Annotated in this window: 22 protein-coding genes; 14 read left to right on the top strand and 8 right to left on the bottom strand. The window is 75.1% G+C overall.

Annotated features, from left to right (window positions below):
- Window positions 1-7: 7 nt before the first annotated feature.
- Window positions 8-229, top strand: coding sequence for a hypothetical protein (locus ACZ4XJ_RS01480; RefSeq protein WP_362875624.1), 222 nt, complete (start codon window positions 8-10; stop codon window positions 227-229).
- Between the two features lie 73 nt (window positions 230-302).
- Here ACZ4XJ_RS01480 and ACZ4XJ_RS01475 read toward each other — a convergent pair whose 3' ends face one another.
- From ACZ4XJ_RS01475 to ACZ4XJ_RS01460, 4 genes are all read right to left on the bottom strand, one after another.
- The gene (locus ACZ4XJ_RS01475; protein ID WP_468495432.1) at window positions 303-725 is read right to left on the bottom strand and encodes a ribosomal maturation YjgA family protein; all 423 of its coding nucleotides are present in this window, start codon (window positions 723-725) and stop codon (window positions 303-305) included.
- A gap of 62 nt (window positions 726-787) precedes the next feature.
- A complete protein-coding gene (locus ACZ4XJ_RS01470) occupies window positions 788-1,150 on the bottom strand; it encodes a hypothetical protein (RefSeq protein ID WP_362875623.1) in 363 nt (120 codons plus the stop codon).
- Window positions 1,151-1,377: 227 nt separating this feature from the next.
- On the bottom strand, window positions 1,378-1,914 hold the full coding sequence (locus ACZ4XJ_RS01465; RefSeq protein WP_468494889.1) for a hypothetical protein: 537 nt from the start codon (window positions 1,912-1,914) through the stop codon (window positions 1,378-1,380).
- Window positions 1,915-2,040: 126 nt separating this feature from the next.
- The gene (locus ACZ4XJ_RS01460) at window positions 2,041-2,736 is read right to left on the bottom strand and encodes a GNAT family N-acetyltransferase (RefSeq protein ID WP_468494888.1); all 696 of its coding nucleotides are present in this window, start codon (window positions 2,734-2,736) and stop codon (window positions 2,041-2,043) included.
- Between the two features lie 175 nt (window positions 2,737-2,911).
- On the opposite strand from ACZ4XJ_RS01460, the gene ACZ4XJ_RS01455 reads away from it, so the two are divergent.
- Window positions 2,912-4,075: a winged helix DNA-binding domain-containing protein gene (locus ACZ4XJ_RS01455; protein ID WP_468494887.1), complete on the top strand. Its 1,164-nt coding sequence runs from the start codon at window positions 2,912-2,914 to the stop codon at window positions 4,073-4,075.
- Window positions 4,076-4,499: 424 nt separating this feature from the next.
- Here ACZ4XJ_RS01455 and ACZ4XJ_RS01450 read toward each other — a convergent pair whose 3' ends face one another.
- Complete coding sequence (locus tag ACZ4XJ_RS01450) at window positions 4,500-5,036, bottom strand: DoxX family protein (protein ID WP_362875619.1); 537 nt, start codon at window positions 5,034-5,036, stop codon at window positions 4,500-4,502.
- A 637-nt stretch (window positions 5,037-5,673) separates the two neighbouring features.
- Here ACZ4XJ_RS01450 and ACZ4XJ_RS01445 point away from each other — a divergent pair.
- From ACZ4XJ_RS01445 to ACZ4XJ_RS01435, 3 genes are all read left to right on the top strand, one after another.
- Entirely contained in the window at window positions 5,674-6,717 is a 1,044-nt protein-coding gene (locus tag ACZ4XJ_RS01445) for a phosphotransferase family protein (RefSeq protein WP_468494886.1), read from the top strand.
- 219 nt (window positions 6,718-6,936) lie between these two features.
- On the top strand, window positions 6,937-7,140 hold the full coding sequence (locus ACZ4XJ_RS01440; protein WP_281208001.1) for a cold-shock protein: 204 nt from the start codon (window positions 6,937-6,939) through the stop codon (window positions 7,138-7,140).
- A 274-nt stretch (window positions 7,141-7,414) separates the two neighbouring features.
- A complete protein-coding gene (locus tag ACZ4XJ_RS01435; RefSeq protein ID WP_468494885.1) occupies window positions 7,415-7,954 on the top strand; it encodes a 2'-5' RNA ligase family protein in 540 nt (179 codons plus the stop codon).
- 63 nt (window positions 7,955-8,017) lie between these two features.
- Here ACZ4XJ_RS01435 and ACZ4XJ_RS01430 read toward each other — a convergent pair whose 3' ends face one another.
- Window positions 8,018-8,557 (bottom strand): EF-hand domain-containing protein, encoded by a 540-nt coding sequence (locus tag ACZ4XJ_RS01430; RefSeq protein WP_468494884.1) that lies wholly within the window; start codon window positions 8,555-8,557, stop codon window positions 8,018-8,020.
- 349 nt (window positions 8,558-8,906) lie between these two features.
- On the bottom strand, window positions 8,907-9,749 hold the full coding sequence (locus ACZ4XJ_RS01425) for a class I SAM-dependent methyltransferase (protein WP_362875615.1): 843 nt from the start codon (window positions 9,747-9,749) through the stop codon (window positions 8,907-8,909).
- Window positions 9,750-10,111: 362 nt separating this feature from the next.
- On the opposite strand from ACZ4XJ_RS01425, the gene ACZ4XJ_RS01420 reads away from it, so the two are divergent.
- Window positions 10,112-12,946 carry an AAA family ATPase gene (locus ACZ4XJ_RS01420; protein WP_468494883.1) on the top strand — a complete coding sequence of 945 codons (2,835 nt, stop codon included), beginning with the start codon at window positions 10,112-10,114 and terminating at the stop codon, window positions 12,944-12,946.
- A 184-nt stretch (window positions 12,947-13,130) separates the two neighbouring features.
- Complete coding sequence (locus ACZ4XJ_RS01415) at window positions 13,131-13,724, top strand: RICIN domain-containing protein (protein WP_468494882.1); 594 nt, start codon at window positions 13,131-13,133, stop codon at window positions 13,722-13,724.
- Between the two features lie 274 nt (window positions 13,725-13,998).
- Here ACZ4XJ_RS01415 and ACZ4XJ_RS01410 read toward each other — a convergent pair whose 3' ends face one another.
- Window positions 13,999-14,751, bottom strand: a complete 753-nt coding sequence (locus ACZ4XJ_RS01410; RefSeq protein WP_468494881.1) for an NUDIX hydrolase — start codon at window positions 14,749-14,751, stop codon at window positions 13,999-14,001.
- A gap of 476 nt (window positions 14,752-15,227) precedes the next feature.
- Here ACZ4XJ_RS01410 and ACZ4XJ_RS01405 point away from each other — a divergent pair, with 476 nt between their 5' ends.
- From ACZ4XJ_RS01405 to ACZ4XJ_RS01375, 7 genes are all read left to right on the top strand, one after another.
- Window positions 15,228-17,255, top strand: coding sequence for a protein kinase domain-containing protein (locus ACZ4XJ_RS01405; RefSeq protein ID WP_468494880.1), 2,028 nt, complete (start codon window positions 15,228-15,230; stop codon window positions 17,253-17,255).
- A gap of 38 nt (window positions 17,256-17,293) precedes the next feature.
- Window positions 17,294-19,876: an outer membrane protein assembly factor BamB family protein gene (locus tag ACZ4XJ_RS01400; protein WP_468494879.1), complete on the top strand. Its 2,583-nt coding sequence runs from the start codon at window positions 17,294-17,296 to the stop codon at window positions 19,874-19,876.
- A gap of 72 nt (window positions 19,877-19,948) precedes the next feature.
- Window positions 19,949-22,114, top strand: coding sequence for a protein kinase domain-containing protein (locus ACZ4XJ_RS01395; protein ID WP_468494878.1), 2,166 nt, complete (start codon window positions 19,949-19,951; stop codon window positions 22,112-22,114).
- 537 nt (window positions 22,115-22,651) lie between these two features.
- Complete coding sequence (locus ACZ4XJ_RS01390) at window positions 22,652-23,194, top strand: type 1 glutamine amidotransferase domain-containing protein (RefSeq protein ID WP_362875609.1); 543 nt, start codon at window positions 22,652-22,654, stop codon at window positions 23,192-23,194.
- Between the two features lie 388 nt (window positions 23,195-23,582).
- Window positions 23,583-24,011 (top strand): hypothetical protein, encoded by a 429-nt coding sequence (locus ACZ4XJ_RS01385; RefSeq protein ID WP_362875608.1) that lies wholly within the window; start codon window positions 23,583-23,585, stop codon window positions 24,009-24,011.
- Window positions 24,012-24,104: 93 nt separating this feature from the next.
- Window positions 24,105-24,647 carry a hypothetical protein gene (locus tag ACZ4XJ_RS01380; RefSeq protein WP_362875607.1) on the top strand — a complete coding sequence of 181 codons (543 nt, stop codon included), beginning with the start codon at window positions 24,105-24,107 and terminating at the stop codon, window positions 24,645-24,647.
- Window position 24,648: 1 nt separating this feature from the next.
- A complete protein-coding gene (locus tag ACZ4XJ_RS01375) occupies window positions 24,649-25,251 on the top strand; it encodes a hypothetical protein (protein WP_362875606.1) in 603 nt (200 codons plus the stop codon).
- Window positions 25,252-25,400 lie beyond the last annotated feature (149 nt).

The following is a 25,400-nucleotide window of genomic DNA, read 5'->3' as shown; positions in this document are numbered from 1 at the left end:
CGCGCACATGTCCCGGAGCAAGGTTCCCGATTACGTGACCGGCCGCCACGGGCCGCACTGGACGCATTCCCTGCGCGCGGCCCAGCGGGCGGGCGCCGTGATCGTCGCCGACGACTCCGGCGAGTCCGTCCGTTACGAGCGCGCGGACGGCGGACCCGGCCGGTTCCGTCCCTGGATCGACGCCCACGGCACCCGCTACGACAGCCACGACGTCCACCCCGAGTGGTGACGCGGTGGTGGCGCCGGGGTGACGCCCTCCGCGCGGCCACCCGCCGTCGGCGATCGAGGTCGAGCCCGGCTCCTCAGCCGCGCGGGCGGCGCCGGCGCAGCGTGGTGTGCGCGAGGCAACCGGCCGCCGCGCCGACCACGTACCAGAACAGGTCGGGGGCGTTGAAGGTGGAACCGAGTACGAGGCGGGCGATGACGCTCCGCCGGGACAACTCCGCCGGCACCGGACCGAGCTGCAGGAACTCGACCGCCCAACTCGCGGCCAGGGCCACGGCGGCCGCCCGCAGGGGCGTCACCCGCGGGGCGATCAGGACGACCAGCGTCAGCAGGAGCACGGTGTACAGGGCGTCCCCGCCGTACTTCGCGACGTCTCCGCCGACCGCGGCCCTGAGCCCCAGACCCGCACCGACGGTCACCGCCGCGGCCAGGGCCGCCGCCGCACGGGTGCGCGCCGGATCGGCGACGGCGGGGAGGTCCGGGCTCGTGGCGGGGGAGATCACCGGGCCATCCTGCCCGACGCCGCCGCGTTCTCCCCGCCCCGGGCCCGGGCCGCCCCGTCTCAGTGGCGGCCCCGCCAGCGGGCGATGAGCTCGGCGGGAGTCCGCGGCGAGGGGTTGCGTTCGGCGGGCCAGTCCTCCTCCGGCGTGAGCGGAACGTTCGGCATGAGGTAGCGCATGCCGTCCCTCTCCAACACGCACAGGGGTTCGCCGCCCGGGACGTCGGGGCGTTCGAGACGGATCAGGAACGGCTGCGGGCCGGCGCCCGCGATCTCACCCCGCAGCAGGGTGGCCTTCGAGCGGCTCGTCCGCGCCGAACACACGGTCTTCCCGTCGACGAGGACCTCGACGTACCGGTGCCGGAGGTCCCGGACGACGGTGATCGAGTGTCCGTCCTGGTCCAGGTGGAAACGGTGACGGTCCACCACAACGACCTCCCGGGGGATGTGCCTGTCACCAGCCTAGAACGCCCCGCGTCGCCGTACCCGCCGGTCATTCCGCCGGCCTCATGGAGTACGGGTACGCAGGCCCGGCCTCCTGCCGGCGGAGTCGACCGTGGGCCGCGGCCGGCGCCGCCCGGCCGTCGGCGAGGGCCTGTCCGTCCGCCACTGAGCGGGCCGGAACGGCGCCGACGGTCCGGGTGGCCTCCGGATCAGTAGCGCAGGGCCCTGGCGGTCTCGGCCTTCGCCGTGCCCGCCAACTTGTGCGTGCTCTTGGCGACGCCCTGCCCGGTGCCGTTGCCCGCGACATCGGAGACGGTCAGCACGACCGTGTCGAGCTGGTTGCCGCTCTCGTCCTTGTAGTCCACCTGCACCGCGAACGACTTCGTCGAGGCGTCGGTGTTCTTCACCGAGACCGGGACGACGGTGTACCCCTCGCCGTCGGTCGACACGGCGCCCAACGTCACCTCGTCCTTGGCGTCGACACCGTTCTTGATCTCGGCGAACTTGTCCTGGGCCACCGCCGCCGCCGACGACGCCGCGTCCGCGGCGGCGGACGCCGCGGAGGACACCTTGGCCCCGGCCGACTGCACGGCCGACGCCGCCTTCGACGCGGCGTCCGACGCCGAGCCCGACCCCTCGGAACACCCCGCCGTACCGCAGATCGCCATCACGATCACCGCACCCGCCGCCAGACCACGCCTCACCACGACCACCAGCCTCTCCACGACACTCTGTTTGCCGTCCATCCAACGTCGCCCCGCGCCCACACCCGGGCCGACCCGGCAACGCAACCGGGTGAACGCCCGACGCCTGACCGGTCGCCGGCGCCGGTCGCCGTCGTACGGACGGTCTCAGCCGCCGTACGGACGGTCTCAGCCGCCGTACGGGGGCGGGGCGCCGGCGGCGGAACCGGTGGCGGAACCTGTGGCCGGGTCCGCCTCGCGCCACATGGGCCAGAGGGTCGGCCCGTCGCCCGGCAGCCGGATCTCACCCGTGACGCGGAATCCGAGCCCCTCGTAGAAGGGAACGTTGGTCGCCTTGCTCGACTCCAGGTAGGCGGGCTGCCCGAGCCGGTCGCAGGCGGCGAGTTGCTGGCGGACCAGGGCGGAACCGACACCCGCCCCCTGGACCACGGGGTCGCAACCCAACGTCGGCAGGTACCAGTGCGGGACGTCGGGGTGCGCCTCGTGCATCGTGTTCTGGACCTCTGCGGCGCGCCCCAGCCCGCCCGGGCCGAAGACGCGTACGTACGAGGGCACGGCGGCCAGTTCCCGCACCGCGGAGGTCCGCCACCGGCCCGGCGCCGACCACAGCGCGGCCCCCAACAACCGGCCGTCCCCGGTCGCGGCCACCCGCACCCCGCCGGTACGCGGCCGCTGCTGCCGCTGTGCGCACCTGAACCAGCGGGCCATCCGCTGCTCCCGGTCGGCCGGGCCGGGGACCAGCCACGCCATGACGGGGTCGTCGGCGAAGGCGCCGGCGAGCAGCGCGGCGACCGCGCCCGCCTCGGCCCGGCCCGCGCAACGGATCCCGTACCCGGCGGACAACAGCGCTGTACGTGCGTTCATGGGGCCACGGTAGGGAGCGCGCCCGCTCGACCCCGCCGCGCGCGGGGGGACACGCCGGACCGCCACCCGAGGTGGTGCGCGGCCGGCGCGTGCGCCCGGAGCAGCGGCCCGTGCCCGTAAGGGAGATCTGTGCGGGCGTACCCGTCGACCGCGCGGCCGGGGCAGAATCCACGGTGTGATCATCACTGCGCGCGAACTGAACCGGGCGACCCTCAGTCGCCAACTGCTGCTCGGACGTGAGCCGTTGTCCGTCTCCGACGGGGTGCGGCGGGTGGTCGCGCTCCAGGCGCAGGAACCGGCCTCGCCGTACCTGGCCCTGTGGAACCGGCTCACCGACTTCGCGCCGACCGCGCTCGACGACGCGTTCACCGGACGGTCGGTGGTCAAGGCCACCCTGATGCGGATCACCCTGCACGCCGTGCACGCCGAGGACTATCCGGTCCTCCGCGCGGCGATGCAGCCCACCTTGTACGCGTCCCGGCTCGGCTCCCGCTTCGCCGGCGCGGGCCTGACCCCGGCGGACGCCGACGAACTGCTTCCGGAATTGCTGGACTTCGCCCGTCGACCGCGTACCTCGGCGGAGATGCGGGCCTGGGCGGAGGAGAGGGTCGGCGCGGCGCGGCGGGACGGGGCGTGGTGGGGGTTGAAGGGGTACGCGCCGCTGCACCACGCCCCGACGGGAGCCACCTGGTCGTTCGGCCCCCGCCCGTCCTTCGTCGCGGCCGGCCCCACATCGCGACCGGCGGCCGTACCCGTACCCGTACCGGCGAGCCGGGAGGTGGAGCCCGGGGCGCTGCGCGCCCTGATCCTGCGCTACCTGGCGGGGTTCGGGCCCGCCTCGGTCGCGGACGTCGCGCAGTTCGCCATGGTGGGGCGGACGGCCGTCCGCGCGGCCCTCCGAGCCCTGGACGGCTCGGTCGAGCCGCTCCAAGGGCCCGACGGGGAAGCGCTGTTCGACCTCCCGGGCGCCTCCAGGCCGGCCGCCGACACGCCTGCACCGCCCCGGCTCATGGCCATGTGGGACAGCGTCCTGCTGGCCTACGCCGATCGCGGCCGGGTGATACCGCCGGCCTACCGTCCGCTGGTGATCCGGCGCAACGGCGACGTGCTGCCGACCCTGCTGGTGGACGGCCACGTCGCCGGGGTGTGGCGCCCGGTGGACGGCGGCGTCGAGGCCACGGCCTTCCACCCCCTGTCGTCCGCCGACTGGGACGGCCTCGCCGAGGAGGCCCGCTCCCTGACGGCCCTCCTCGCCGACCGCGGGACGACCGTCTACGGCCGCTACCACCACTGGTGGTCGAAGCTGCCCGACGCGGAGACGCGCCTCCTCCGGCCGTAGCCCGCGCCCGCCGGGTGAAGCTCCTGCGTGCCCGGGAGGAGGCCCGCTCCCTGTGGGTCGACGAGTGGATGCCGGCGGTTGGGGCCGGGCCCGCCGGCCGGCGCCGGGCGTGGCGGCGGCGGATCGCGGCCGGCGGTGGGGGACCTCCCACGTCGCTGGGGCGGTCGACGGGGTGGTCGACCGCTCCTGCCCGATGTCGCGCACGACCGCTGCGAGCGGCCGGCCTCGCGCTGCCGGCGCTCCGTCAGTGGGCGGCGAGGCGAGCGAACTCGGCCCCCTCCGACGCGCCGGGAGCGGTGCCCGCGTCGGCCGACGTAACCTCACGGAAAAGTCACGGGAGACGGCGGGTCACTCCAATGGCCCGCAACGCTCCCGACCGCGCCCGCGCCGTCCGCCTCCCCTGGTCCCCGGCCGGACTGTCGGATCAGTCCCGCAGGAGCAGCACCAGAGCCGCCAGTACGACGGCCAGCGCGAGCGCGAGGACGCCGTACGACACCCGGTGGTGACGGAGCACCGGCAGGAACCGGTCCAGGGCGAAGCGGCCCGGTCCGGTGAGGGCGAGGGTGACGCCGGCGGCGAGGATCAGGGACTCGAACTCGACCCCCTCCATGCCGACCACGTCGCCGGTCCACTTGGTGCTGATGGCGTTGATCATGATGCCGACGACGGCGGCGGCCGACAGGGGGGTCAGGAGACCGAAGACGAGTCCCAGACCGCCCAGGGTCTCGGTCAGGCCCGCGATCACGGCCATGGTTTCGCCGGCCGGATAACCGGCCTTGCCGAAGAACATGCCGGTGCTCTTGACGCCGGGACCGTCGAACCACCGGAACAGCTTCTGGGTTCCGTGCACGAACATGATCGCGCCGAGTACGAGGCGCAGGACGGGCAGGCCGATGTCGTACGGCGTGGTGGTGTTGCCGGTTCCGGAGAGGGGGGCGGCGGGGTAGGCGCTCGCGGCCATGGTGGCCCTTTCTGTCGGGGGAGTGATGCCAGCCGTGCCCACACTGACGAAAGATCGACCGAAATGCCCGGTATCCGGGTGTGCGAGTCGCCGTCCGGCCGGCGGGGGGCGGCGCTTTCCGTCCGCCCCCCCACGGGCCGCCCCCCGACCCTGCCCGACCGCCTCAGCCCCGAGGCGTCACACCGAGGGCCTCGAACCGCCCCGGCGGCGTCGGACGCGCACCGTGGCCGCCGCCGGTAGCATCCCGAGCGCGACGGGCAGGAGCAGGGCGTTCGGGGTCCCGGTGAGGGGGACCAGGGCGACGCGGGGCAGCCCCGCGACCAGGACCGCGGGCGCCGTACGCAGTCGGGGGAACGCCGCGCCGCCGGCGCCCGTCGACGACCTTCTCGGTCGGCGCGCCGGCGACCGAGGTCCGCCGGTCACCACCTTCGGTGCGGGTTCGCGACGCCGCTCCCGGCTGCGGGCGCCTCGCACGCGCCCCGGCGCGGTTGCCCCTGTGCGAACCCGCCTTCGCAAACCGGAGCGAAGCGTTCGGGCGGATTCCGCGTCCCCACGGTTCCCGGCACGGGGACTCGTACGCGGTGCGTCCCGGACCCGGGCCGTTCCGCGCCGGCCCCGGCCGTGGAACCCTGAACCCATGCGGTTACGACCGGTGTTCGGGGAAGAGTTGCGGGCCGAGCTGGGAACTCCCCGGCGCTGGCGCAGACTGGGCAGCAGCCCCCGCTCGCGCGTGTGGCGCGTCGAGCTGCCGGGGACGACGGCGGTGGTCAAGCAGCTCGTCGACGGCCCGGAGGCCGACGACCGCTACGCCCGCGAGGTCACCGCCCTGCGGCTCGCCGCCCGGGCGGCGAGCCCCGTGGCGCCCGCGCTCCTGGCCGCCGATCCCGCCGCCCGCGTCCTCGTACTCGAACACCTGGCGCACCGGCCGCCGGCCGGGGACTGGACGGTCGACTACGCGGCGGCGCTCGCCCGCCTGCACGCCACCGCCGGCCCGGCGGACGCCGGTGCCCTGCCCCGGTGGAAGGGCCCGGGCCGCGCCGACATCCACTCCTTGCTCGCCCTGGCCGCCACCCTTCGCGTCCCGGTCGCCACCGGCGTCGCGGACGAGCTCGACGCACTGGTGGAGCGGCTCGGGCGGGCGCCCGGACACGCGCTGCTGCACGGCGACCCCTGTCCCGGGAACGACCTCCACACGCCCACCGGCACCCGGTTCGTCGACTTCGAACAGGCCTCCCTGGGCAGCGGGTTGATGGAGCTGGCCTACCTCCGCATCGGATTCCCCACCTGCTGGTGCGTCACCGCGGCGCCGGCCCCGATGCTCGAACGCGCGGAGAACGCCTACCTCACCGCGTGGCACGCCGAGACCGGTACGCGGATCCGGGACGCCGAGCTGCGCGACGGACTCGCCGACGCCTGCGCCGGATGGCTGCTGCGTGGCGACGCGCTCGTGGAGCGGGCCCGCCGCGAGGCCGCCGACCACCTGGCCCGGGTACCGCGGCGGGACTGGAAGTGGGGCACGGCGACGGCCCGCCAACGGCTCGTCCACCGGCTCGGGGTGGTCGCCCGGACGACCGCCGGCCACCCCGAGCTCGCCGGTGCCGGCGGCTTGAGCCGCGCCATGCGGCACCAGGCCCTCGCCCGGTGGCCCGCGCTGCGGCCCGTGCCGACAAAACGGCCGTAGCGGTCTGCCGCCACCGCGTCCCATGATCCGCCGTCCGAAATTCCGTGCTCGTTGCTCTCTGGTGATGGGCGGTTCCGGCGTGTAGCTTCAGCTCAGCTGTCGTGGTTCGCAGTTCCTGCCCGCGCCCTGGCGTGGGCGTTTTGCTGTGCAGTGCCGGACCAGGGCGATCACCTCCGGGTCCGCGCGGTGCGGATCCGACATCGACTGAGAGGCATGACCATGGCCAGCGGAACCGTGAAGTGGTTCAACTCCGAAAAGGGCTTCGGCTTCATCGCGCAGGACGGCGGCGGCCCCGACGTCTTCGCGCACTACTCGAACATCAACTCCACCGGCTACCGCGAGCTCCAGGAAGGTCAGGCCGTGACCTTCGAGATCACCCAGGGCCAGAAGGGCCCGCAGGCGGAGAACATCACCGCCGCCTGATCTCAGGCGCAGCTGTGTCCACCCGCCCCGGAGCCCACGGCTCCGGGGCGGTCCCGGATCCGCGGGCGGAGTGGTCAAGAGCCGGTAGGCGGCGTCAAGAGCCGCCGAGTGCGGTCGGGTGGCGTCAACGGCCGCCGGGACCGCCGGCCGACCCGGAGGACATCTGATCGAAGCCCGCTCGAAGCCCGCTCGAAGCCCGCTCGAACATCGCTCGCGATCCGTCTCCGGGCGAACGCGCTGCGCCGGGCGCGCGCGGGATGGCACCATCCGTGGCATGGCAGATGACAGCGGCGCCCTCTTCGAGGCGGGCCAGACGGGACTCATCATCCTGACCCCGGAGGCCGAGCCGACCCTCCAGGGATGGCGCGAGCGGCTCGATCCGTCGGCCCGGGTCGGAGTGCCGGCGCACGTCACCGTCCTCTTCCCGTTCCTCGACGCGAGCCGGCTCGACGCGGGCGTCGACGCCGCCCTCGCGGACCTCGTGGGACGCCACCAGCCGTTCGACCTGCGGTTCGCGAGCAGCGGACGGTTCCCGGACGTGCTGTACCTGGTACCCGAGCCCGACGCGCCGCTGCGCGGGCTGACCCGGTCGATCGTCGAGCGGTGGCCGGAAGCTCCGCCGTACGGGGGTCGGTTCGTCGACATCGTGCCGCACCTGACCGTCGTCCAGGGGCAGGAGGACCCCGTCCTGGACGCCATCGAGGCCGACCTCGCCGACACGCTCCCGTTCACGTGCCACGTGTCGTCGGTCGAGCTGATGGTGTACGACGGGTCGCGATGGCGGGAACGGTCGTCGTACGCACTGGGCGGCTGAGTGACGCGCACGCGCACGCGCCCCGGTCCGCCGTACCCGGTCCCGTCCACCGCGCCGGCGTGCTCAGTCGGGGAAACGGCCGCAGAGCCAATTGCCCGGTTCGGCGGGGTCGTCGCTGGTCCAGAACTGGAGCCAGAGTCGCGCGAACTCCTCCCGGCTGAGGTGGCCGTCACCGTTCAGGTCGAGGAGCTCGAAGACGCCCGTGAGGTCAGCGGGTTGCCCGTTCCACGTCTCGACGAGACCACGGTGCTCCTCCGGGGAGATGCGGCCGTCGCCGTCGGCGTCCACGGCGTCGAAGACGGTGTCGGCCGTCGCGGTGACGTCCGAGACCATCGCGGGGAGTTGGTCGACGAGGGACAGCAGTTCGCCCATGTCGACCGCACCGTCACCGTTGGCGTCCCCCGCGTCCAGCAGCGCCGCCCACCAGCCCATCAACAGGGCCTCCACCCGCCTGCGCAGATCCGTCCCCGGCCCCACCGCCGGCAGCCGGCTCCAACGGGCGACCAGTGCGGTGAAGTCCTCTTCCCGTAGGTAGCCGTCACCGTCCGCGTCGAACGCGGCGAACATCCCCCTGAGCTTGCGCTCCTGAAACGCACTGGCCACGAGCGACCTCCCTCGACGCCGAACCGATCCGCGAACGCCGCCCGGGGCGAAGCGGGTTGGGGGCGGCGCGCGTAACTATAGGTGGGGACGCGCCGCCGCCCCCACGGGCACATGTGGACGAACGTTCACCCCGTCGATCGGGAGCCGTCGACACGGAACGGTGCGGCGGGTCGGGCAAGGGCCACCTCGCGGCGGACTGCTTCGCGGGCCCGGGGCCGTGCATCGGTGGGGTACCGGTGAGCGCTCGGTCGTGCATCGGCCCCGTGCGGTCGGCGGCGCCGTAGGGGCCCACCGCGTCGGATTCCCGCGGCGCCCCGGACCGGCGCCGGTCGGCGGTTCGGGTGCGTCGTCAGCCGCCGGCCGGGCCGGTTCGGTGGGCCGTGAGCAGCAGGTACTCCCACTCCATGACCCCGTCGTGGGTGTTCTCCTCGGCCAGCGCGTCCAGCGCGCCGTCCAGCTCCGCGGCCCGGTCGGCGTCCTCCCCGAGGGCGCGGTAGACCGCGATGGTGGGGCCGTAGCAGGCTTTGAAGAAGGTACGGAAGGCTCCTGCCTCGGGGAAGGCGTCGACCCGGACGGTCCGCCGTTGGGCGTCGACGTCCGTGACGCGGTCGCCGAGGAGCCCGTACACGTGCTCCTCCTCCCCCCAGAGGGGCGGCGGCTGGGCTCCCGGCGGCGGGGGCGGCGCGTACGGCTTCATCGTGGCGAACATCCGGCCGACGAAGCCCTGCGGGGTCCAGTTCGCCAGGCCCACCGTCCCCCCGGGGCGGCAGACGCGCACCAGCTCGTCGGCGGCGAGCCGGTGGTGCGGGGCGAACATGATCCCGAACGAGGACATCACGACGTCGAACTCACCATCGGCGAAGGGCAACTGCTCCGCGTCCGCCTCGCGCCACTCCAAACGGGCGCCGCGCACCCCTGCCAGGTTCCGGCCGACTTCGAGCAGCTCGGGGGTGAGGTCGCTCGCCACGACATCGGCCCCCGCCAGGGCGGCGGGGATGGCCGCGTTGCCCGCGCCGGCCGCCACGTCCAGCACCCGGTCGCCCGGCCGCACACCACACGCCCCGACGAGCTCGGCGCCCACCTCCGGGATGACGTGGGACGCCACGGACGGATAGTCGCCCCAGGACCACATGGCCCGGTGCCGGGCCTTCAGCGCGCGATCGGCACCGACCGCGTCGATCCCCTCGGACATGACCCACCTCCAGGGCTCGGACCGACCCTTCATCCGAGCGTATGCGTCAGCGGCCGCACGCGCAGGCCGGGCGCCGTGGTGGGGCCGCTGACGCGCGGCGACGGTGACGGGGCCGCCCTCCGCCCGGGGCCGGTGCGGCCGGGCCCTGTCGGCACCGTCGCGCGAGGCAGCCCGCGGCTTCGAGTTTCGGTCAATCACGGGCCGATTTGGCTGACTTGGTGCGACTGATGCCCTTTCAGGCAAATCTGACCGAGGATCATCCCACTTCCATCGCTCCGTCCCTCCATGATTCTCGGGGATGACCGGTGGGCCGCCTCGGGGACGCGGCACGCAGCGGTGGGCAGCGGCGTGGGAGGGCGGAAGTGACACACGTACTGGTCGAACGCGAGGGCGTGCTGCGAGCCGCGACCGGCGCCCTGGCACGGGCGCGCACCGGCAGGGGAAGCTGGCTGATGCTGACCGCGCCGCCCGGCCGGGGTCGTACCGCCGTCCTCGACGCGGTCGCCCGCGTCGCGAGCGCTGACGACGGCGTGTGCGTACGGTCGGCGCGGTGCGCACCCGAGGAGACGGCCTTCCCCTTCGCTCTGGTGCGCCAAGTCTTCCCCACCACCGACGGAATCCCCTTCGCAGACCCCGCCGACGGGCAGGAGCAGCAAATCTTCCACCGGCTGCTGGACCTGCTCGCCCGAGCCGCCGACGACCGGCCCGTCCTGCTCACCGTCGACGACCTGCACTGCGCGGACCCGGTGTCCCGCCGCTGGACCGGGTACCTGGCCCGCAGGATCGCCGCGCTGCCGGTGCTGCTGCTGGCCACCGCCGAATGCCGTGAACACATGGACGCCGGTTTGCTGCCCCGGGCCACGGGCGTGTGCCACCCCCTGCCCCCACTGGGGCCGCGAGCCGCCGCGAGGCTGGCGCACGAGCACGGGCTACCGCCCGAACGGCACGCGATGTGCTGGGACGCGACCGGAGGCAACCCGGCCCTCCTGCAGGCGCTCCTGACCGACTTGGCGCGTCCCCCGGACCCCGTCCACCCGGCCGTTGGCCCGGACACCGTCGACGGACCCCGGCTCGTCCGGTACCGGGAAGCGGTCGCCCGCTGGATCCGCCACCGTGCCGACGACGAAACCCGACGCACGGTCCTCGCGCTCGCCGTGACCGCCCAGTGCTCCGCCGCGACCGGCCCGGCCCTGCTCCGGGAGGCCCTGCCCTTGCTGGCGACCCGGCGGGCGGCGGCCGGCGCGCCGAGCGCGTCGCCGTTGGTCCGGATGCTCTCCCACCCGCTCGCCCTGGACGCCGTACTGGACGCGGCCGACCCCGCCGAGCTGGCGGCCCTGCACACCCGCGCCGCCCGGCTGCTCCACGACGGCGGAGCCCCCGCCCCGCAGGTCGCCGCCCGGCTGCTGCACCTGGACCACCCCCACGAGGCGTGGATGGCGCGGTGCCTGGAGGACGCCGCCGACGACGCCGTCCGCGCCGGGCACACCGAAGAGGCCGCCGCCCTGCTGCGCCACGCCCTACGGGCCCGGCCGGCGCTCGCCCGGGAACGGTACGCCGACCTCACGCTGCGCCTGGGATCGCTGGAATTCCCGTACAGCGCCGAGGCGGGCATCCGCAGGCTCCGCGCGGGCATCGCCCTGCACCCCGACCGTCAGGAACGCGCCACCGCCGCGCCCGCCCTCGGCGCGGCCCTCGCCGCCGGCGGCCGCACGGACAGTGCGCTGAGCGTGCTGCACCGGGCGTGCGACGGCGCCGGCGACGACGAACTGGCGCACGTCCTGCGCACCGTCACCGCCCTCATCTCCTCGCACGACGCGGTCGCCTGGCGCCACGCCGTGGCGGGCCTGCGCGCCCTCGCGCCCACGGCCCCGATCACCGTCGAACCGTTGGTCTGCTCACTGATCACCGAGTACGAGACCGGCGCCGGTCTCCTCTCGGCAGCCGAGGTACTGGCACGGATCCGGCCCCGGCTCGCCGCGGCGCCCGTCCACCCGCTGCTGCGCACGGCCTGGCTGGGCAGCGCCGCCACCCTGCTCCAATGGGCGGACCGCTTGGCGGACGCCCGAGGACTGGCCGCGCGAGGACTTCCCGTACCGCCCGCCCCGCCGGACCTCACCGACGCCGGCCTGCAGTGCCTGCTGAGCGTCCGGGCGGAAGCCGCGCTCTGGGCCGGGGACTTCCGGCGCGTAGTGGCCGAGAACACCCAGCTGGCCCACACCTGCACCGGTCGCGGCATCCGCGCGCCCCACCTGGTCTCCATGGTGGCGCTCGCCCGGTACGAACTCGGGCAGCGCGACCAGGCCTGGCAGCTCCTCTCCACCCCCGACACGACCACCGCCGACAGCTCCTGGGAATGGAACGAACTGCGCTACGCCCGCGCCCTGCTCCACGGCATCGAAGGACGCTGCGAAGCCGCCCTCGCCGCATACCTCGCCTGCGGCACGGGCCAGAGCGCCCGCGACTTCGTCAGCCCCGTGGCCACGCCGTGGCGATCCGGTGCCGCCCTCGTCCTGGCGCGCCTCGGGCGCCCCGCCGAGGCCCGGGAGCTGGCGGAGGAGGAACTGCACCACGCGCGCCGCTGGGGAACCGCCCGTACGGTCGGCCGGGCGCTCCGGGCCCACGCCGCGGCCGTCGGCGGCCGACGGGGCCTGGACTCGCTCGTCGAAGCGTCCGCCCTGCTGGTGGGGGCACCCGCGCCCGTGGAACGCATCGAGACGCTGATCGACCTGGGACGGGCCCGCATCGCGGCCGGGTTCGGCCGCCGGGGCCGCGACGACCTGCGCGCCGCCGACGCCGAGGCGGTGCGCCTGCTGTCCCCCGCGCGGGACGCCGGTGGCGCCCCGGACGACGTGCTCGGTGCGGAACGCGACCCTCGGGTCGGGTACGGACAACTCGGTGTCGGTCCGGATCCCGCGCCGACCGGCCGACTGCTGGGGGCGACGCGCGCCGCGCTGCGCGCCGCGAACGCCCGTACCACCACTCGTGCCACGACCGGTCCGAGCGCACTCACCGGCGCGGAACGCCGGGTCGTGGACCTCGCCGCCCTCGGGCACACGAACGCGCAGATCGGCGAGGCGCTGCACCTGACGCGCCGCACGGTGGAGTCCCATCTCACCAGCGCGTTCCGCAAGCTCAAGGTGACCCGCCGGACCCAGCTCGCGGTCGGCCTGGCCGGGGACCCCGCCGGGGGACCCTGAGGGGCGGGGGCGCCGACCACGACGGCGGGTCGGGCGCCGTGTTCGTGGTCTTCCACGATGTGTGCGGAGGGTGCCGGCGGACAGAGTGAGCACCGCGCCGGCCCGCCCCCACGGCCCGGCGCCACCTACGCCATCACCGGCGCCGGCGCTTTCGCGGCGGGGCCTCGTACGAAAGGTACTCGGCATGAACTTCACGAAGCGCACGTCCACCCGCTCGGCGCTGATCGCCCTGATCGCGGTCGCCGGGACGTCCCTGCTCCCCGCGACCGCCGCCGAGGCGCGCCCCGTCACGACTCCTGCGGCGCAGACCGCGTCGGACATGGGCGCGAGCCTGGCCCCCAACCAGCTGTGGCAGCTGCGCAAGCGGGGCAGCCGGTTCGAGATCGTCAACCACCACAGCGGCATGTGTCTGAAGGTCAAGAGCGGCTCGAACGACAACGGCGCCGCGGTGGTCCAGGCCGAATGCGGCACGCCGAGCGAGGGGTTGTGGAAGTCGGAGGTCACGGACGGAGGCAACTTCATCCAGCTGCGCAACGCCAACTCCGGCAAGTGCCTGGACATTTCCGGCGGCAGGGCGACGAGGGGTGCCAAGATCGTCCAGTGGGACTGCAACGGCGGCTTGAACCAGAAGTGGTGGGACACGGACAACATCGACGCCAACAACGGCTACTGGATCAGCGGCGCCACCCCCAGTGGCGCCCCCACCTGGATGTGCCTGGACATGCCCGGCCTGAGCACCAGCTCCGGCACTCAGGCCGCCATGTGGGAGTGCTCCTAGCGCGTGTTGTGAGAGTCTCGCCCGGCCCGCGGCGTCCGGCGCCACTTTCAAAACGCGCCCTGGCCGACGGGTGCCCCACCTGCCCGGCAGGGGAGGGCAGGACCGTGGGCGGGCTCCGATGAGGGCGCCGGGCGACGGGGAGAAGGGCGGCGGATGTCGGCCGACGCCCCCTCCGCCGGCCGGGGTTCGCCGCGTCGGTCACGAGGTGTCCCGCGTTCCGGTCCGCCGATCGGTGCGCCGACCGTGCCGGGAGCGCTTCCTCGCGGCCGCCCGCTCAGCTCCCGGGCCGGTGCGGGGCCCGGGCGTAGCGGCGTAGGAGCGGGTCCAGGTAGTCCACGTGAGGTCCGGCCAGGTCGGCCAACTCGTCCGGGGAGCGCACGAAATCGATCGCGTCGAGTTCCGCGTCGCGGCCCGCCGCGCCCTCCGCCGCCACCACGGCGGTGAACCGCTCGCGCAACTCCGCCTCCGGTCGGCTCGGGGCGAGGTGGGTCAGCCCGACGCTGCCGCGCGCGCCGCGGGTGGCCGCCCACAACCGCAGCCGCTTCGGCTCGACGTCGACCCCGATCTCCTCGACCAGTTCGCGCGCCGCCTGCCCGCACAGCGAGGCCTCGTCCAGCACTTCATCGGCTCCGGGCGGCTCGACGGCCCCGCCGGGGAACTGCCACCGTCCTGGAGTGGCCGTCCAGGACGACATCCGCCCCACGAGCACCCGCCCTTCGTGTGTCGGTTGGACCACGTTCACGAACAGGGACGGCAACGCCTCCGCCCCGGGAACGCGACGCAGCACCCGGTGCCGGTACGTCACCGCGGCCCAACGCAGGAACAGCGTGTCGGGATCGACCCGTTGGAGTTCCACGCACGCGACCACCGGCCCGTCGAACATGGCCGGATTGCCCCGCACCGTGCTCTCCCACTCCCGGTCCCGCGCGGCTTCGACGTCGGGGGACAGCGCGGGCGCCGCGCCCTCGGCGAGCCGAAGGCAGCTGACCTCGTAGAGTTCCGGACCCGGACGCGGAGTGTCGCTCACTCACTCATCGTAGCGGCGCCGACCGGCAACCCACGGGCCTGGCAAACGGGTTCACAAGGACCTCGGACCCCGGGGGCAGGGCGGTTGCGAGTTGCCGGATCACACGGATCGCCCGCGTCCGGGGGAGTGGGCGCGGCGGGGGTGGGGGCGCGAGACCCGTGACCGTCAGGTGCCTGCGTCGGCTGATCACATCGAGGTTCGGTGTCCGCCTCGTCCTCCCGGCTCTTCGATGCCCCGCGGGAGCGCATGGGCCGGGTTGTCGGGGCGCCCCCAGTGCGCCCGGGGACGGGCGGTCCCTCTGCCCGGGGGCCGACCCCTCCCGGCGTGCGACTGACCGTGCAGTCATGGCGGCACCCGCAGGCGGCGGTGTGGTGACCCCGCCGTTCCGACGCGTTGCGGGAGCCGGGGCGCGGGCGCAACCCCCAACTTCCCTGATTGTGACCCCCCTTGACCACGACGCCCCTACGATCAAGCGCATGAGACCAGTGATCGCCCCGCTGCCGGGCGGCACGCCCGCACAGCTCGGGGGGTACCGGATCCTGGGGGTGCTCGGGTCCGGTGGCATGGGGACGGTCTATCTCGCCCGGCGTCGCGGCCGGCCCGTGGCCCTCAAGACCATTCGCCCCGAACTCTTCCGGGACACGGACCTCCGCGCGCGGTTCGGGCGCGAGGCCGCAGCGGCGGCGGCGGTGCGCAGCCCCTTCGTCGCCGCGGTCCTCGGATCCTCGGCCACTGAACAAGTGCCCTGGCTCGCAGCGGAGTTCGTACCCGGAGCTACCCTCGCCGAAGGGGTGCGGCGGCACGGGCCACTGCCGACGCCCGCCGTGTGCGTGCTCGCCGGCGCCCTCGGCAGGGCGCTGACGGCCCTCGGTGGAGCCGGTGTCGTACACCGCGACCTCAAGCCGTCGAACGTGATCCTCGGCGCCGACCGGCCCCGCGTGGTCGACTTCGGGATCGCCCGGGTGGTCGGCGACGCGACCTTGACCGCCACCGGGCAACGTCCCGGAACCCCCGGTTACATGTCGCCGGAACAGGTCGTGAAAGGGCCCCTCGGGCCGCCGAGCGACGTCTTCTGCCTCGGCGCGCTGCTCGTGTTCGCGATCACCGGCCGGCACGCCTTCTTCGACGGCGACCCGGTCCGCTCGGACTTCCGAATCGCCTACGAGGACCCCGACCTCGCCGCGGTGCCGTCCGAACTGCTCCCCGTGGTCCGCGGCTGTCTGGAGAAACGACCGGCCGACCGGCCCACCGCCGCCGAGGTGACCGAGGACCTCGACCCGCGGGGCGCTGCCCTGCGTCCCGCGAGCCGCTGGCTCCCCCCTGCCGTGGCCGCCGACGCCGCCGCGATGCGACGGGCCGCCGCCGCGCTGGGCGCCGGACCCCGGCTGCCCGCCCGGCGCCGACTCCTCGCAGGCGCCGGCGCGGCCGTACTCCTCACCTCGACCGGAGCCGGCGCCCTCCTGCGACACCAGGCCCGCGACGACTCCGCGGGGCCGCCCGCCCCCGCCTGGAGCGGCCCGCCCGGCACGGTTCCGCAACCGCTGTGGACGTACGACGGCGCCGCGGCCGCACCGGCCTTCGGGCCGATCGGCGCCGGCGGGACGGTGTGGTTCGCGGACGGCGACGGCGCGACGGCCCCGCACGATCCGGTCTCCGGCGCACGCCGCGGCCGCGGCCCGACGGCCGGCGCCCTCGTCGGCGGCCCCCGGCCGGTCGCCCAGGCCCCGGACGGCGCCCTGCTCTTCCTGGACGCCGCCAGCGGCGCGGTCCGCCATCGCGTGCCCGGCGGACCGGGCGCGCTGCTCGCCGCCGACGCGGACCAGGCGTACGTCCTGGACGACGCCGGACGCGTCGCCGCCGTCGGACCCGCGGACCGGGGCGCGCGCTGGCGGGTGGCGACTCCGGTGCCCGGCCCCACCCTCGTCGCGGCCACGGGACAAGGGCTGCTGCTCCTGGCCTCCGCCACCGGCGGAGTGGCGGCCCTGTCGGTCTCCGACGGTCGCCTCGCGTGGCGCCGACCCGCCGGCAGCGACGGCCGGTGGACGGCCCTGTCCGCGCGTGCCCTGGTCGTGGGCGGCGGCGGCCACCGGGCCCTGAACTGCCTGGGCAGGTCCGACGGCCAACAGCTGTGGACCCTCCCCGCCGACGACACCGGCGGCTTCGGCGCGCCCGCCCTGGCCGGCGACACCGTGTACGTGGCGGACGGCCGGCAACTCCGCAGCGTCGACGCGAGGACCGGAGCACCCGCCTGGACCCTGCTCGCGCCCGACGAACTGGCCCAGGACCACGCCCCGTTGGTTTGCGGATCCGCCGTCTTCGTACCGTTGCGCAAGCCCGAACTCGGCATCCTCGTGGTGGACACCGCGCGGGCGGCCGAACAGTACGTCTTCGCACCGGCCCCGGCAGCCGACCTCCGCGCCGGGACGCCCTGGCGGGGAGCGGTCGTCCGGGGCGCCGCCGTGTGGCAACGCGGCAGCACCGTCCGCGCCCTGCCGGGCATGTGACCGGTCCCGGACCGGGACCACGAGGGGGAGGGGAACGCATGGCACGCGGACATCTGGGGGCGGGGCTCTCGCCCGAGGATCCGAGGACCGCCGGGCCGTACCGGCTGCCGGCCCGCTGGCCCGGCCCCAGGCCGGCCCCGCCGCACCACGGCATGTACGTCGGCCGCGACGGTGCCCACGGGCACGCGGTGGTCTGCCTCCTACCACCGGCCGCGTACGCGGCGGCCGAGGAGTTGCACCGCGTTCCCGCGCCGGGAGTGCCGGGAGTGCCGGCCGTGCTGGGGCTGCGGACGGGGACCCTCCCTTCGTGGGTGGCCCTCGCCTACACCCCCGCCGTGTCCCTGGCCGACATCGCGGGCGGGCCCGGGCCGGGAGGCGGCGTCCTGTCCCCGGAGCGGGCGGTGGGGGTCGCCGGGGAGGTGGCCGCCACCCTGGCCGCCCTGCACGCGCGGGGCATCGGGTACGGCGCCGTGGCACCCGAGGGGGTGTGGCTGACCACGGGACGCCCGCTGCTGATGGCCCTGCACGCCTGCCGCACGCTCCCCGTACCCGGACCGGTACCCGAGGACGGGGACGGGGACGGGGACGAGGACGGGGACGGGGCGGACGGTGCGCGGCGACGGCGGGCCGCCGGGCCCGCGCGGGAGGAACCGCAGAGCCGGGTGTCGACCGTGCCCGCCGCCTTCATGGCCCCGGAAGTGGCCGCGGGCCGACCCTCCTCCGCGGCTGCCGACGTGTACGCCCTCGCCGTCCTGCTCATCCACACGGCCACCGGCCGGCTGCCCTTCGGGGACGGCCCGCCTCCCGTCCTCGCCTACCGGGCCGCCCACGACCGGCCCGAACTCCCCGCGCTCCCCGCCGAGCTGGGCGGGGTCGTGGCCGCGGCGCTGGCCCCCGCCCCGGCCGACCGCCCCACGGCCGCCGAACTGCACCGTGCGATGACGCTCCAGGGGAGGGAGGCGGCAGGACCGGCCACCGACGGCCGGGCACCGACGGGACAGGACGACCCGCCGCAGCCGGGCTCGCCGCACCCGGGCCCGCCGCCCGGCCGGGTCGTGGCGGCACTGGCCGTACGCGCCCAGGCCATCGCCGACCTGGAGACGGAAACCCCGGACGCCGACACCCCGCGATCGGACGCCGCCGCCACGGACGCCCCCGACTCGGACGACCTGCGCCCGGCGAACAGCCCCGCCTCCACGGACGAGGCCGCGCCACGGGGCGACGTACGGCGTCCCACTCGTGCCCCGCACGCGGATCCGGCCGCGAAACCGCGCGAGGAACCGGAAGCGGATCCGGACGGCCATCCGGGCACCGCCCCGCAGGGACGCGCGCAGGGTGATCCCCGAAGCCGTTCCACCCCGCCGAGGACCGCGCCGCCCCGTACTCCCACCACGCGGGTTCCCGCCCCCACCCGCCGCCGACTCCTCACTCACCTCCTCGCCGGGGCCGCCCTCGGAGCGTCCGGCACGCTCGCCTGGTCGGCGCTCACCGCGGGCGACGGCCGCCCCGGACCGTCCTCCGGAGCCGGCGCCGCCCCGGGGACGACGCCCCGGGTGCCCGGGATGCCGCCGCCCGCGCTGTGGCGCTTCGACGACAACACGGCCCGTACGCAGCTCCTCCCGGTCAGCGGCGCCGACCGGTTCCTGATGCTGCGCGGCGACGTCCTGTACGGGCACGACCTGCGCACCGGCAAGGAGGCGTGGCAGCTGCCCGGCGTGAGCGGCAACGCCCCACCCGTCCGGGCGCCCGGCGACCGCGTCCTGGTGACCACGCGCGAGGGCCTGTCGCTCTGCGCGCTGGGGGACGGGCGGACCCAGTGGCTGCAACGCATCGAGAACCTCTCGACGGTGCTCGCCGTCGAAGGCGCCACCGCGTGGTTGGTGGTGGGGGACGGCAATCCGACCGGTGGACACCTGCTGGCCGCCTTCGACCTGGACCGGCGCGAGGAACTGTGGCGCACGCCGATGCCGAGCGGGTTCGACTTCCGGTTGGGCGCCTTCGTCGGCCCGCGGATCGTCGTCGTGGAGGTGCAGGTGCCCCAGCAGCGGTTCCGTGACGTCACGGCCGTCCGGACGCTGGCGATCGCCGGATTCGACCGGAGCAGCGGGAGGATGCTCTGGAACCGCACCTTCGGCGACGTGCACGGCGGGCCCGCCTCCACGGTCGACCCGGCGGGCGGCGGGCGACTGTTCCTCCTCTCCAAAGGCCACGCGCAGGCCTACGACCTGGAGTCCGGCACCCGGGTGTGGGAGTCGCCGGCCGTGGTCGCCGGCACCAACGCCCCGCCGCTGCTCGCCGGCGGCACCCTGTACCTGACGGACGACGGCCGGGGTCCCCTCGTCGCCGTCGCGACGGACTCCGGACGGACGCTGTGGGAGCAGAGCCTCGACGAGAACCTGGAGTGGTTCATGCTCGGCCGGATGGCGGCGAGTTCGTCCGGCCGGACCCTGTACCTGTCGACCCTGAACCAGATCACCGCGACCTCCCTCCCCTCGGGCAAACGCCTGTGGCAGACGGGACTTGCCGGGGTGGAGGCCCGCGAGCCGTTCCAACTCGTCACGACCGCGACTGCGTTGCTCATCGGGCGCCCGTCGGTGGTCGTGGCCCTCCCGACGGACTGACACGGGCCCCCGCGCCCCTCGCACACACCCGCCCCCGCCCCCGCAGGCCCGTCGCGAAGGATCCCACCGGTCATGTCCACGCTCCTGCCCCTGCTGCCCGACGACCCCGAGCGGCTCGGGACGCACACCCTCCTCGGCCGGTTGGGTGGCGGCGGCATGGGAACCGTCTTCCTGGCCCGGACCACCGGCGGCCGACTGGCCGCCGTCAAGACCGTACGGGCCGACCTGCGCGACCGGCCCGGCTACCGGGAGCGGTTGGCCCTGGAGGCCGAGGCCGCGCGGTCCCTGGGAGCGGAGCACACCGCCGCGTTCCTCGGCGCCGACCCGGACACGGCGACGCCGTGGCTGGCCACGGCCTACCTCATCGGCCCCTCGCTGACCGAGGCGGTGGCGGCCGGGGGACCACTGCCCGAGCGGGCCGTCCGTGGACTCGGCTCCGCCCTCGCCGCCGCCCTCGGGGCCCTGCACCGTGCCGGACTCGTCCACCGGGACCTCAAGCCGTCCAACGTACTGATCACCGCGCAGGGTCCCCGGCTCATCGACTTCGGGATCGCCCAAGCACCCGGCAGCCCCCGCCTCGCCGAGGCGGGCGGCGTCGCCGGCACCCCGGCCTACATGTCCCCCGAACAGGCGCGCGGCGGGCCACCGGGCCCGGAGGGCGACGTGTTCGCCCTCGCCGCGGTCCTGGTGTTCGCAGCCACCGGGCACGGCCCCTACGACGCCCGCGGCCGGCAGAGCACCCTGCAACTGCTGCGCGACGGAGCCGCCCCCGACCTGGCCGGCGCCCCCGATGGGCTGCGCGACACGCTCGCCGCCTGCCTGTCGGCGGAGCCCGGGGAGCGGCCGCGACCGGACCAACTACGTGCGCAGTGGGGGCCGTTCGACGCCGGTGAGTTCGCCGACCTGCTGCCGCAGCGGCTCCTCACCGACCTGTCGCGGCGGATCGAGGAGGTCGCCGCCGTCGCGACCGTCCCCCTACGAGCTCCCGCCCCGCGGCCCGGCCCCGCCCGCCGCACCGTGATCGCGGGTACGGCGGCTGCCGCGCTCACCGCCGTCGGCGGCGTCTCGGCGCTCTGGTTCACCGGCACCCTCCCCGGCACCGGCGCGGGCCCCGGAGCCGCTTCCGACGGCCCGAGAACGAGCCCCGCACCGGGGCGGACCAGCCGCCCGCCCGGCACTCCGCCGGCCCCGCTGTGGTCGGTCGCCACCCCGTTCACCGCCACCCCGGCCGTGGCGGTCGACAAGGCGCTGATCCACGTGGGCGACGTCCTGCGCGGGATCTCCACCACCGACGGCCGGATCCTGTGGGAGGCGCAGACCGCCAAGGCCGACACGGCCGTGTTCGGCGACCACCTCGTGGGCCTCGTCTTCGACGAGGACGACAACGCGAGCGCGGGCCGGCTGGATCCGCTGACCGGTCGGCTCGCCCCCGACGCGGCCGGCCCGGCCGTCCTCGGCGAACTCGCCTTCACCACGGGGCTGCTGGCCGCCGACGCCGCATGCCTCTACCTGAAGGCGTACTACCGCTCCGGTGAGCCGGAGGACCAACCCTGGCTGGTCGCCTACGACGTGGACGCCCGGAAGGTGCGCTGGCGCCAACGCATCGAAGGCGCGGTCCTGGACCGGGACGATTCCCTCATGATGTCCGCGATCGTCTCCGGCGGTCGGCTGATCGCCTCCGACCCCGGGCGCGTCATGGCCTTCGACCTGCGCGACGGCCGGCTGCTCTGGGCGACCCGGGTACGGACCGACCAGCAGGCGAAGTCACCCGACGGATCGGGCGGCTTCAACCGCCCGGTCGCCTCCGACCGCCACGTCCTCGACTTCGAGGAGAGGATCACGGCGGTGGACCTGGCGACGGGAGCCCCGGCCTGGACGCTGGAGCCGGAAGGCACGAAGCTGCTGAGTGCGCCCGTCTGCGTGAACGGCGCGGTGTACGTCGCGGACGGCTCCTTCCAGGCCTTCGACGAGGCGACCGGCAAGAAGCTGTGGACCCACGACCCGGGCGGGTACGTCTCCATGCTGGCGCCGCCCGCCCCCTTCGGCGGCGAGCTCTACGCGGCGGTCGGGAGCGGCGATCAAGCCGTCGTCGCCGTGGACGTCGAAAAGCGCCGGACCGCCTGGACCGTGTCCGCGGGAGCCGTCAACATGCCGGACGGACCCACCATGATCGTCCAGCACGGCAACCGGCTCTACCCCCAGAACACCGACCGCATCGCGGCGATCCCCCTGGACTGACCTCTGCGCTGCCCGGCCCCGGCACCCCGGGCCACGTCACCACCCCGCGACGGCCGCACGACGGCTGATCGAACCGCCGCGCCGTCACGAGCCGCGGGCCGCGGCCCGCCCGGTTGAGGCGCGTGGGGCAGGGCAGGCGCAGGGGAGTACGGACGTGCCCGCACGCCCTACGGAAGGGACTCCCAGGTGAACGCGATGGACAGGACCGTGGCACGCCGATCCGAAGACCCCGGCCGACCCGGTGAACCCGAACGCCCGGGACCCACACCGAGCGGTCCCGACCCGACCCCTCGGGACCCCGGGACCTCGGGCCCCGGTGACACACCCCCCGGCCACGGAGAGCCGCCCGCCGGGCCCCCGCCGGCGCCCGACGAGCAACCGGCGGTTCCGGAACCGCCCGACTGAGCCGTGGTTCGAGCCCGATCGAGCCCGTCAGGAAAGCCCGCCCGACGCGCGGCGTGTGCGAAGGCCGTCGCAGGAACAGAAGCCCGTTGAAAGTACGGAAGCCCGGAAGTACGACAGAAGGAGGTGGACCTGGTGCGCATCGCTTTTCTGACCGCGCTCGAAGGCGTCGAGGAGATCGAACTCACCGAACCGTGGAAGGCGGTCGAGAAGGCCGACTGGAACCCGCAACTGGTTTCGACGGGCCCCGGCAGGGTCCAGGCGTTCCGTCATCTCGACAAGGCCGGCACCTATCCCGTCGACCACGTCCTCGCCGGCGACAGTTCGGACGGCTACGACGCCCTGGTGCTGCCCGGCGGCGTCGCCAACCCCGACGCCCTGCGCACGGACGAGAAGGCCGTCGGCTTCGTCCGGGACTTCTTCACGGCCGGCAAACCGGTGGCGGCGATCTGCCACGCCCCCTGGACACTCGTGGAAGCGGACGTCCTGCGCGGCCGCACCCTGACCTCCTGGCCGAGCCTCGCCACCGACATCCGCAACGCCGGCGGCACCTGGGTCGACGAGCAGGTGAAGGTCTGTCGGGCCACGCCCGCGACGCTGGTCACCAGCCGGAACCCGGACGACCTGGAGGCCTTCTGCGCGGCGTTCGTCCAGGAGTTCCGCGACCACGCCTCCTGACGCCGGCCCGCCCCCTCCCGTCCCCGCACCGCAACGGAGAAACCATGGGCACCCCTCCCAACGACCCCGTCCCCCCGTCTCCCACCCCCACACCGGGCCCCGGCCCCGGTCCCGGACCGGGGCCGCTCCCGGGGCCGGTGCCCGGCCCCGGCGGCCCGGACCCGGTGCCGCCGGCCCCGCCCCGGCCCGGGCCCGACCCGCAGCCCCCGCCCGCACCGGGACCCGACCCCTTCCCGCAGCCGGGCCCGCTCCCCGGACCCGGACCCGCTCCCGAGCCGGCCACCTGAGCGGGGCGCCGCGCCGCGCGTGGCCGACGTCCCGCCGGGTAGGCGCCCCTTGACCGGAGCCCCGTCCAGGCGCCCCGGCCCGACGAAACGGAGTGATCGGTATGCGCACCGCAGCGGCAAGGGCGATGGGCGTGGCCACCCTCGGGTACGGAGTGGCGGTCGCCTGCAGCCCCCGCGTGTTGGCCCGCCCCTGCGGCCTGTCGGACAAGGGATCCACCGGCCTGCTCATCCGGGCCCTGGGAGTGCGTGACGCGGTGATCGGCGCCGCCATGGTCGCGCTGCCCGAAGGCCCCGCCCTGCGGACAGCCGTCCTGGGCCGGGTCACGGTCGACGCCGGGGACGCCCTGCTGTTCGGTACGTTCCTGGCCGGCCGGCGGGAACGCTCCGTCGCGGCCGCCGCCGCCCTCGGGTGGGCGGCCCTGTGCGGATGGACGCTGACCGGCGACGGCCGGTCAGCGGCGCCGCTCGTCGAGGACGCGGCCAACGTCGCGGTGCGCGCCGCCCAGTCGGTGGCCCGCGCGGAACTCTGACCGTACGGACGCGCCGCGCGCGGTGGGTTTGTACGACTACAAGGCGGGCAGCCGCGCGTCATCGAACGGTGGGCCCCGGGACGGAGGCCGGAGATGTCAACAAGCATGCTGATCGTCATCATCGTCGTCGCTGTGATCGTGGTGGCGGCCATCGCCACCCTGGTATCGATGCAGGCCCGACGACGCCACTTGCAAAGTCGGTTCGGACCCGAGTACGAGCGCGCGGTCGAGGAGCAGGGCGGCCGGATGGCCGCCGAACGCGACCTCCGCGCCCGTGAGGAACGGCACGACAAGCTCGACATCAAGGAACTGCCCGCCGAGCGGCGGCAGCAGTACGCGCAGGAGTGGAGCGGCGTCCAGGAGCACTTCGTGGACCGCCCCGAAGGCTCCCTGTCCGAGGCCGACGAACTCGTTTCGCGACTGATGAAGGAGCGCGGCTACCCCACCGAGGGGTACGGCGGCGCCGTACGCGACCTGTCGGTCGAACACGGCCGCACGCTGGAGCACTACCGGGCCGCGCACGCCGTCAAGGAGCGCAGCGGGAACGGACAGGCGACGACCGAGGAGCTCCGAGGGGCGATGGTTCACTACCGCGCCCTGTTCGAGGAACTGCTCACCGACCAGAGGAGCGGGTGACATGCGGATACAGGACGAGAACGCAGGCGAAGGACGGGGCGGCGACCCCGGCCTGACCACCGAGGACCTCGCTCATCCGGGCGGCGCCGAACGCGGCCAGGCCCCGGTGTATCCGGGCGAGGCCACCACGGCCTTCGGCGACGGGGGAACCCGCGGCGACGAGTACGACCGGGCGGACCCGGACGACCGCGCGGCCGAACCCGTCACCCCCGTGACCGCGGACGCGGACGTCGACGCGACCGCGGACGTGGACGCGACCACGGACGACCTGAACACGACCCGGAACCGCGACGCGGCCACGACCACGGCGCACGACACGGACGCCGCCGACGACACCGACCCGCTGCTCCCGAGCAGCGAGGCGGAGGGGTTCCGCAAGAACTGGAGCGACATCCAGAGCCGCTTCGTCGACGACCCGCAGGAGGCCGTGAGGTCGGCGGACAGCCTCGTCGCCGAGGTCATGCAGACGCTGGCCGGTTCCTTCGCGGCACACAAGCAGGGCCTGGAAGGCCGCTGGGACCGCGGCGAACAGGTGGCGACCGAGGACCTGCGGCTGGCGCTCCAGCACTACCGCTCGTTCTTCAACCGGCTGCTCAAGACCTGAGCCGGCGCACTGCCCGGGCAGAACCCCACACAGCCTCGCGGGGGCGGCCCCCGCCCGCCCCCCCCGGGGGGGGGGGGGGGGGGCCGCGGGCGGCGGCCGCGGCCGCCGATATGCGCCGGGGGGTAGAAGGTGGGGGGGGGGGGGGCGGC

This window comes from Streptomyces sp. NPDC029836, assembly GCF_055574495.1.
This window is presented reverse-complemented; position numbering and strand designations above follow the sequence as displayed.

What these genes read in the sequence shown, in the direction of transcription:
- ACZ4XJ_RS01385 (WP_362875608.1), top strand. Translation starts at nt 23,583, where the DNA reads ATGCGCACCGCAGCGGCAAGGGCGATGGGCGTGGCCACCCTCGGGTAC.
- ACZ4XJ_RS01425 (WP_362875615.1), bottom strand. Translation starts at nt 9,749, where the DNA reads ATGTCCGAGGGGATCGACGCGGTCGGTGCCGATCGCGCGCTGAAGGCC.
- ACZ4XJ_RS01435 (WP_468494885.1), top strand. Translation starts at nt 7,415, where the DNA reads ATGGCAGATGACAGCGGCGCCCTCTTCGAGGCGGGCCAGACGGGACTC.
- ACZ4XJ_RS01465 (WP_468494889.1), bottom strand. Translation starts at nt 1,914, where the DNA reads ATGGACGGCAAACAGAGTGTCGTGGAGAGGCTGGTGGTCGTGGTGAGG.
- ACZ4XJ_RS01450 (WP_362875619.1), bottom strand. Translation starts at nt 5,036, where the DNA reads ATGGCCGCGAGCGCCTACCCCGCCGCCCCCCTCTCCGGAACCGGCAAC.
- ACZ4XJ_RS01395 (WP_468494878.1), top strand. Translation starts at nt 19,949, where the DNA reads ATGTCCACGCTCCTGCCCCTGCTGCCCGACGACCCCGAGCGGCTCGGG.
- ACZ4XJ_RS01400 (WP_468494879.1), top strand. Translation starts at nt 17,294, where the DNA reads ATGGCACGCGGACATCTGGGGGCGGGGCTCTCGCCCGAGGATCCGAGG.
- ACZ4XJ_RS01380 (WP_362875607.1), top strand. Translation starts at nt 24,105, where the DNA reads ATGTCAACAAGCATGCTGATCGTCATCATCGTCGTCGCTGTGATCGTG.
- ACZ4XJ_RS01375 (WP_362875606.1), top strand. Translation starts at nt 24,649, where the DNA reads ATGCGGATACAGGACGAGAACGCAGGCGAAGGACGGGGCGGCGACCCC.
- ACZ4XJ_RS01445 (WP_468494886.1), top strand. Translation starts at nt 5,674, where the DNA reads ATGCGGTTACGACCGGTGTTCGGGGAAGAGTTGCGGGCCGAGCTGGGA.
- ACZ4XJ_RS01440 (WP_281208001.1), top strand. Translation starts at nt 6,937, where the DNA reads ATGGCCAGCGGAACCGTGAAGTGGTTCAACTCCGAAAAGGGCTTCGGC.
- ACZ4XJ_RS01480 (WP_362875624.1), top strand. Translation starts at nt 8, where the DNA reads ATGTCCCGGAGCAAGGTTCCCGATTACGTGACCGGCCGCCACGGGCCG.
- ACZ4XJ_RS01460 (WP_468494888.1), bottom strand. Translation starts at nt 2,736, where the DNA reads ATGAACGCACGTACAGCGCTGTTGTCCGCCGGGTACGGGATCCGTTGC.
- ACZ4XJ_RS01405 (WP_468494880.1), top strand. Translation starts at nt 15,228, where the DNA reads ATGAGACCAGTGATCGCCCCGCTGCCGGGCGGCACGCCCGCACAGCTC.
- ACZ4XJ_RS01415 (WP_468494882.1), top strand. Translation starts at nt 13,131, where the DNA reads ATGAACTTCACGAAGCGCACGTCCACCCGCTCGGCGCTGATCGCCCTG.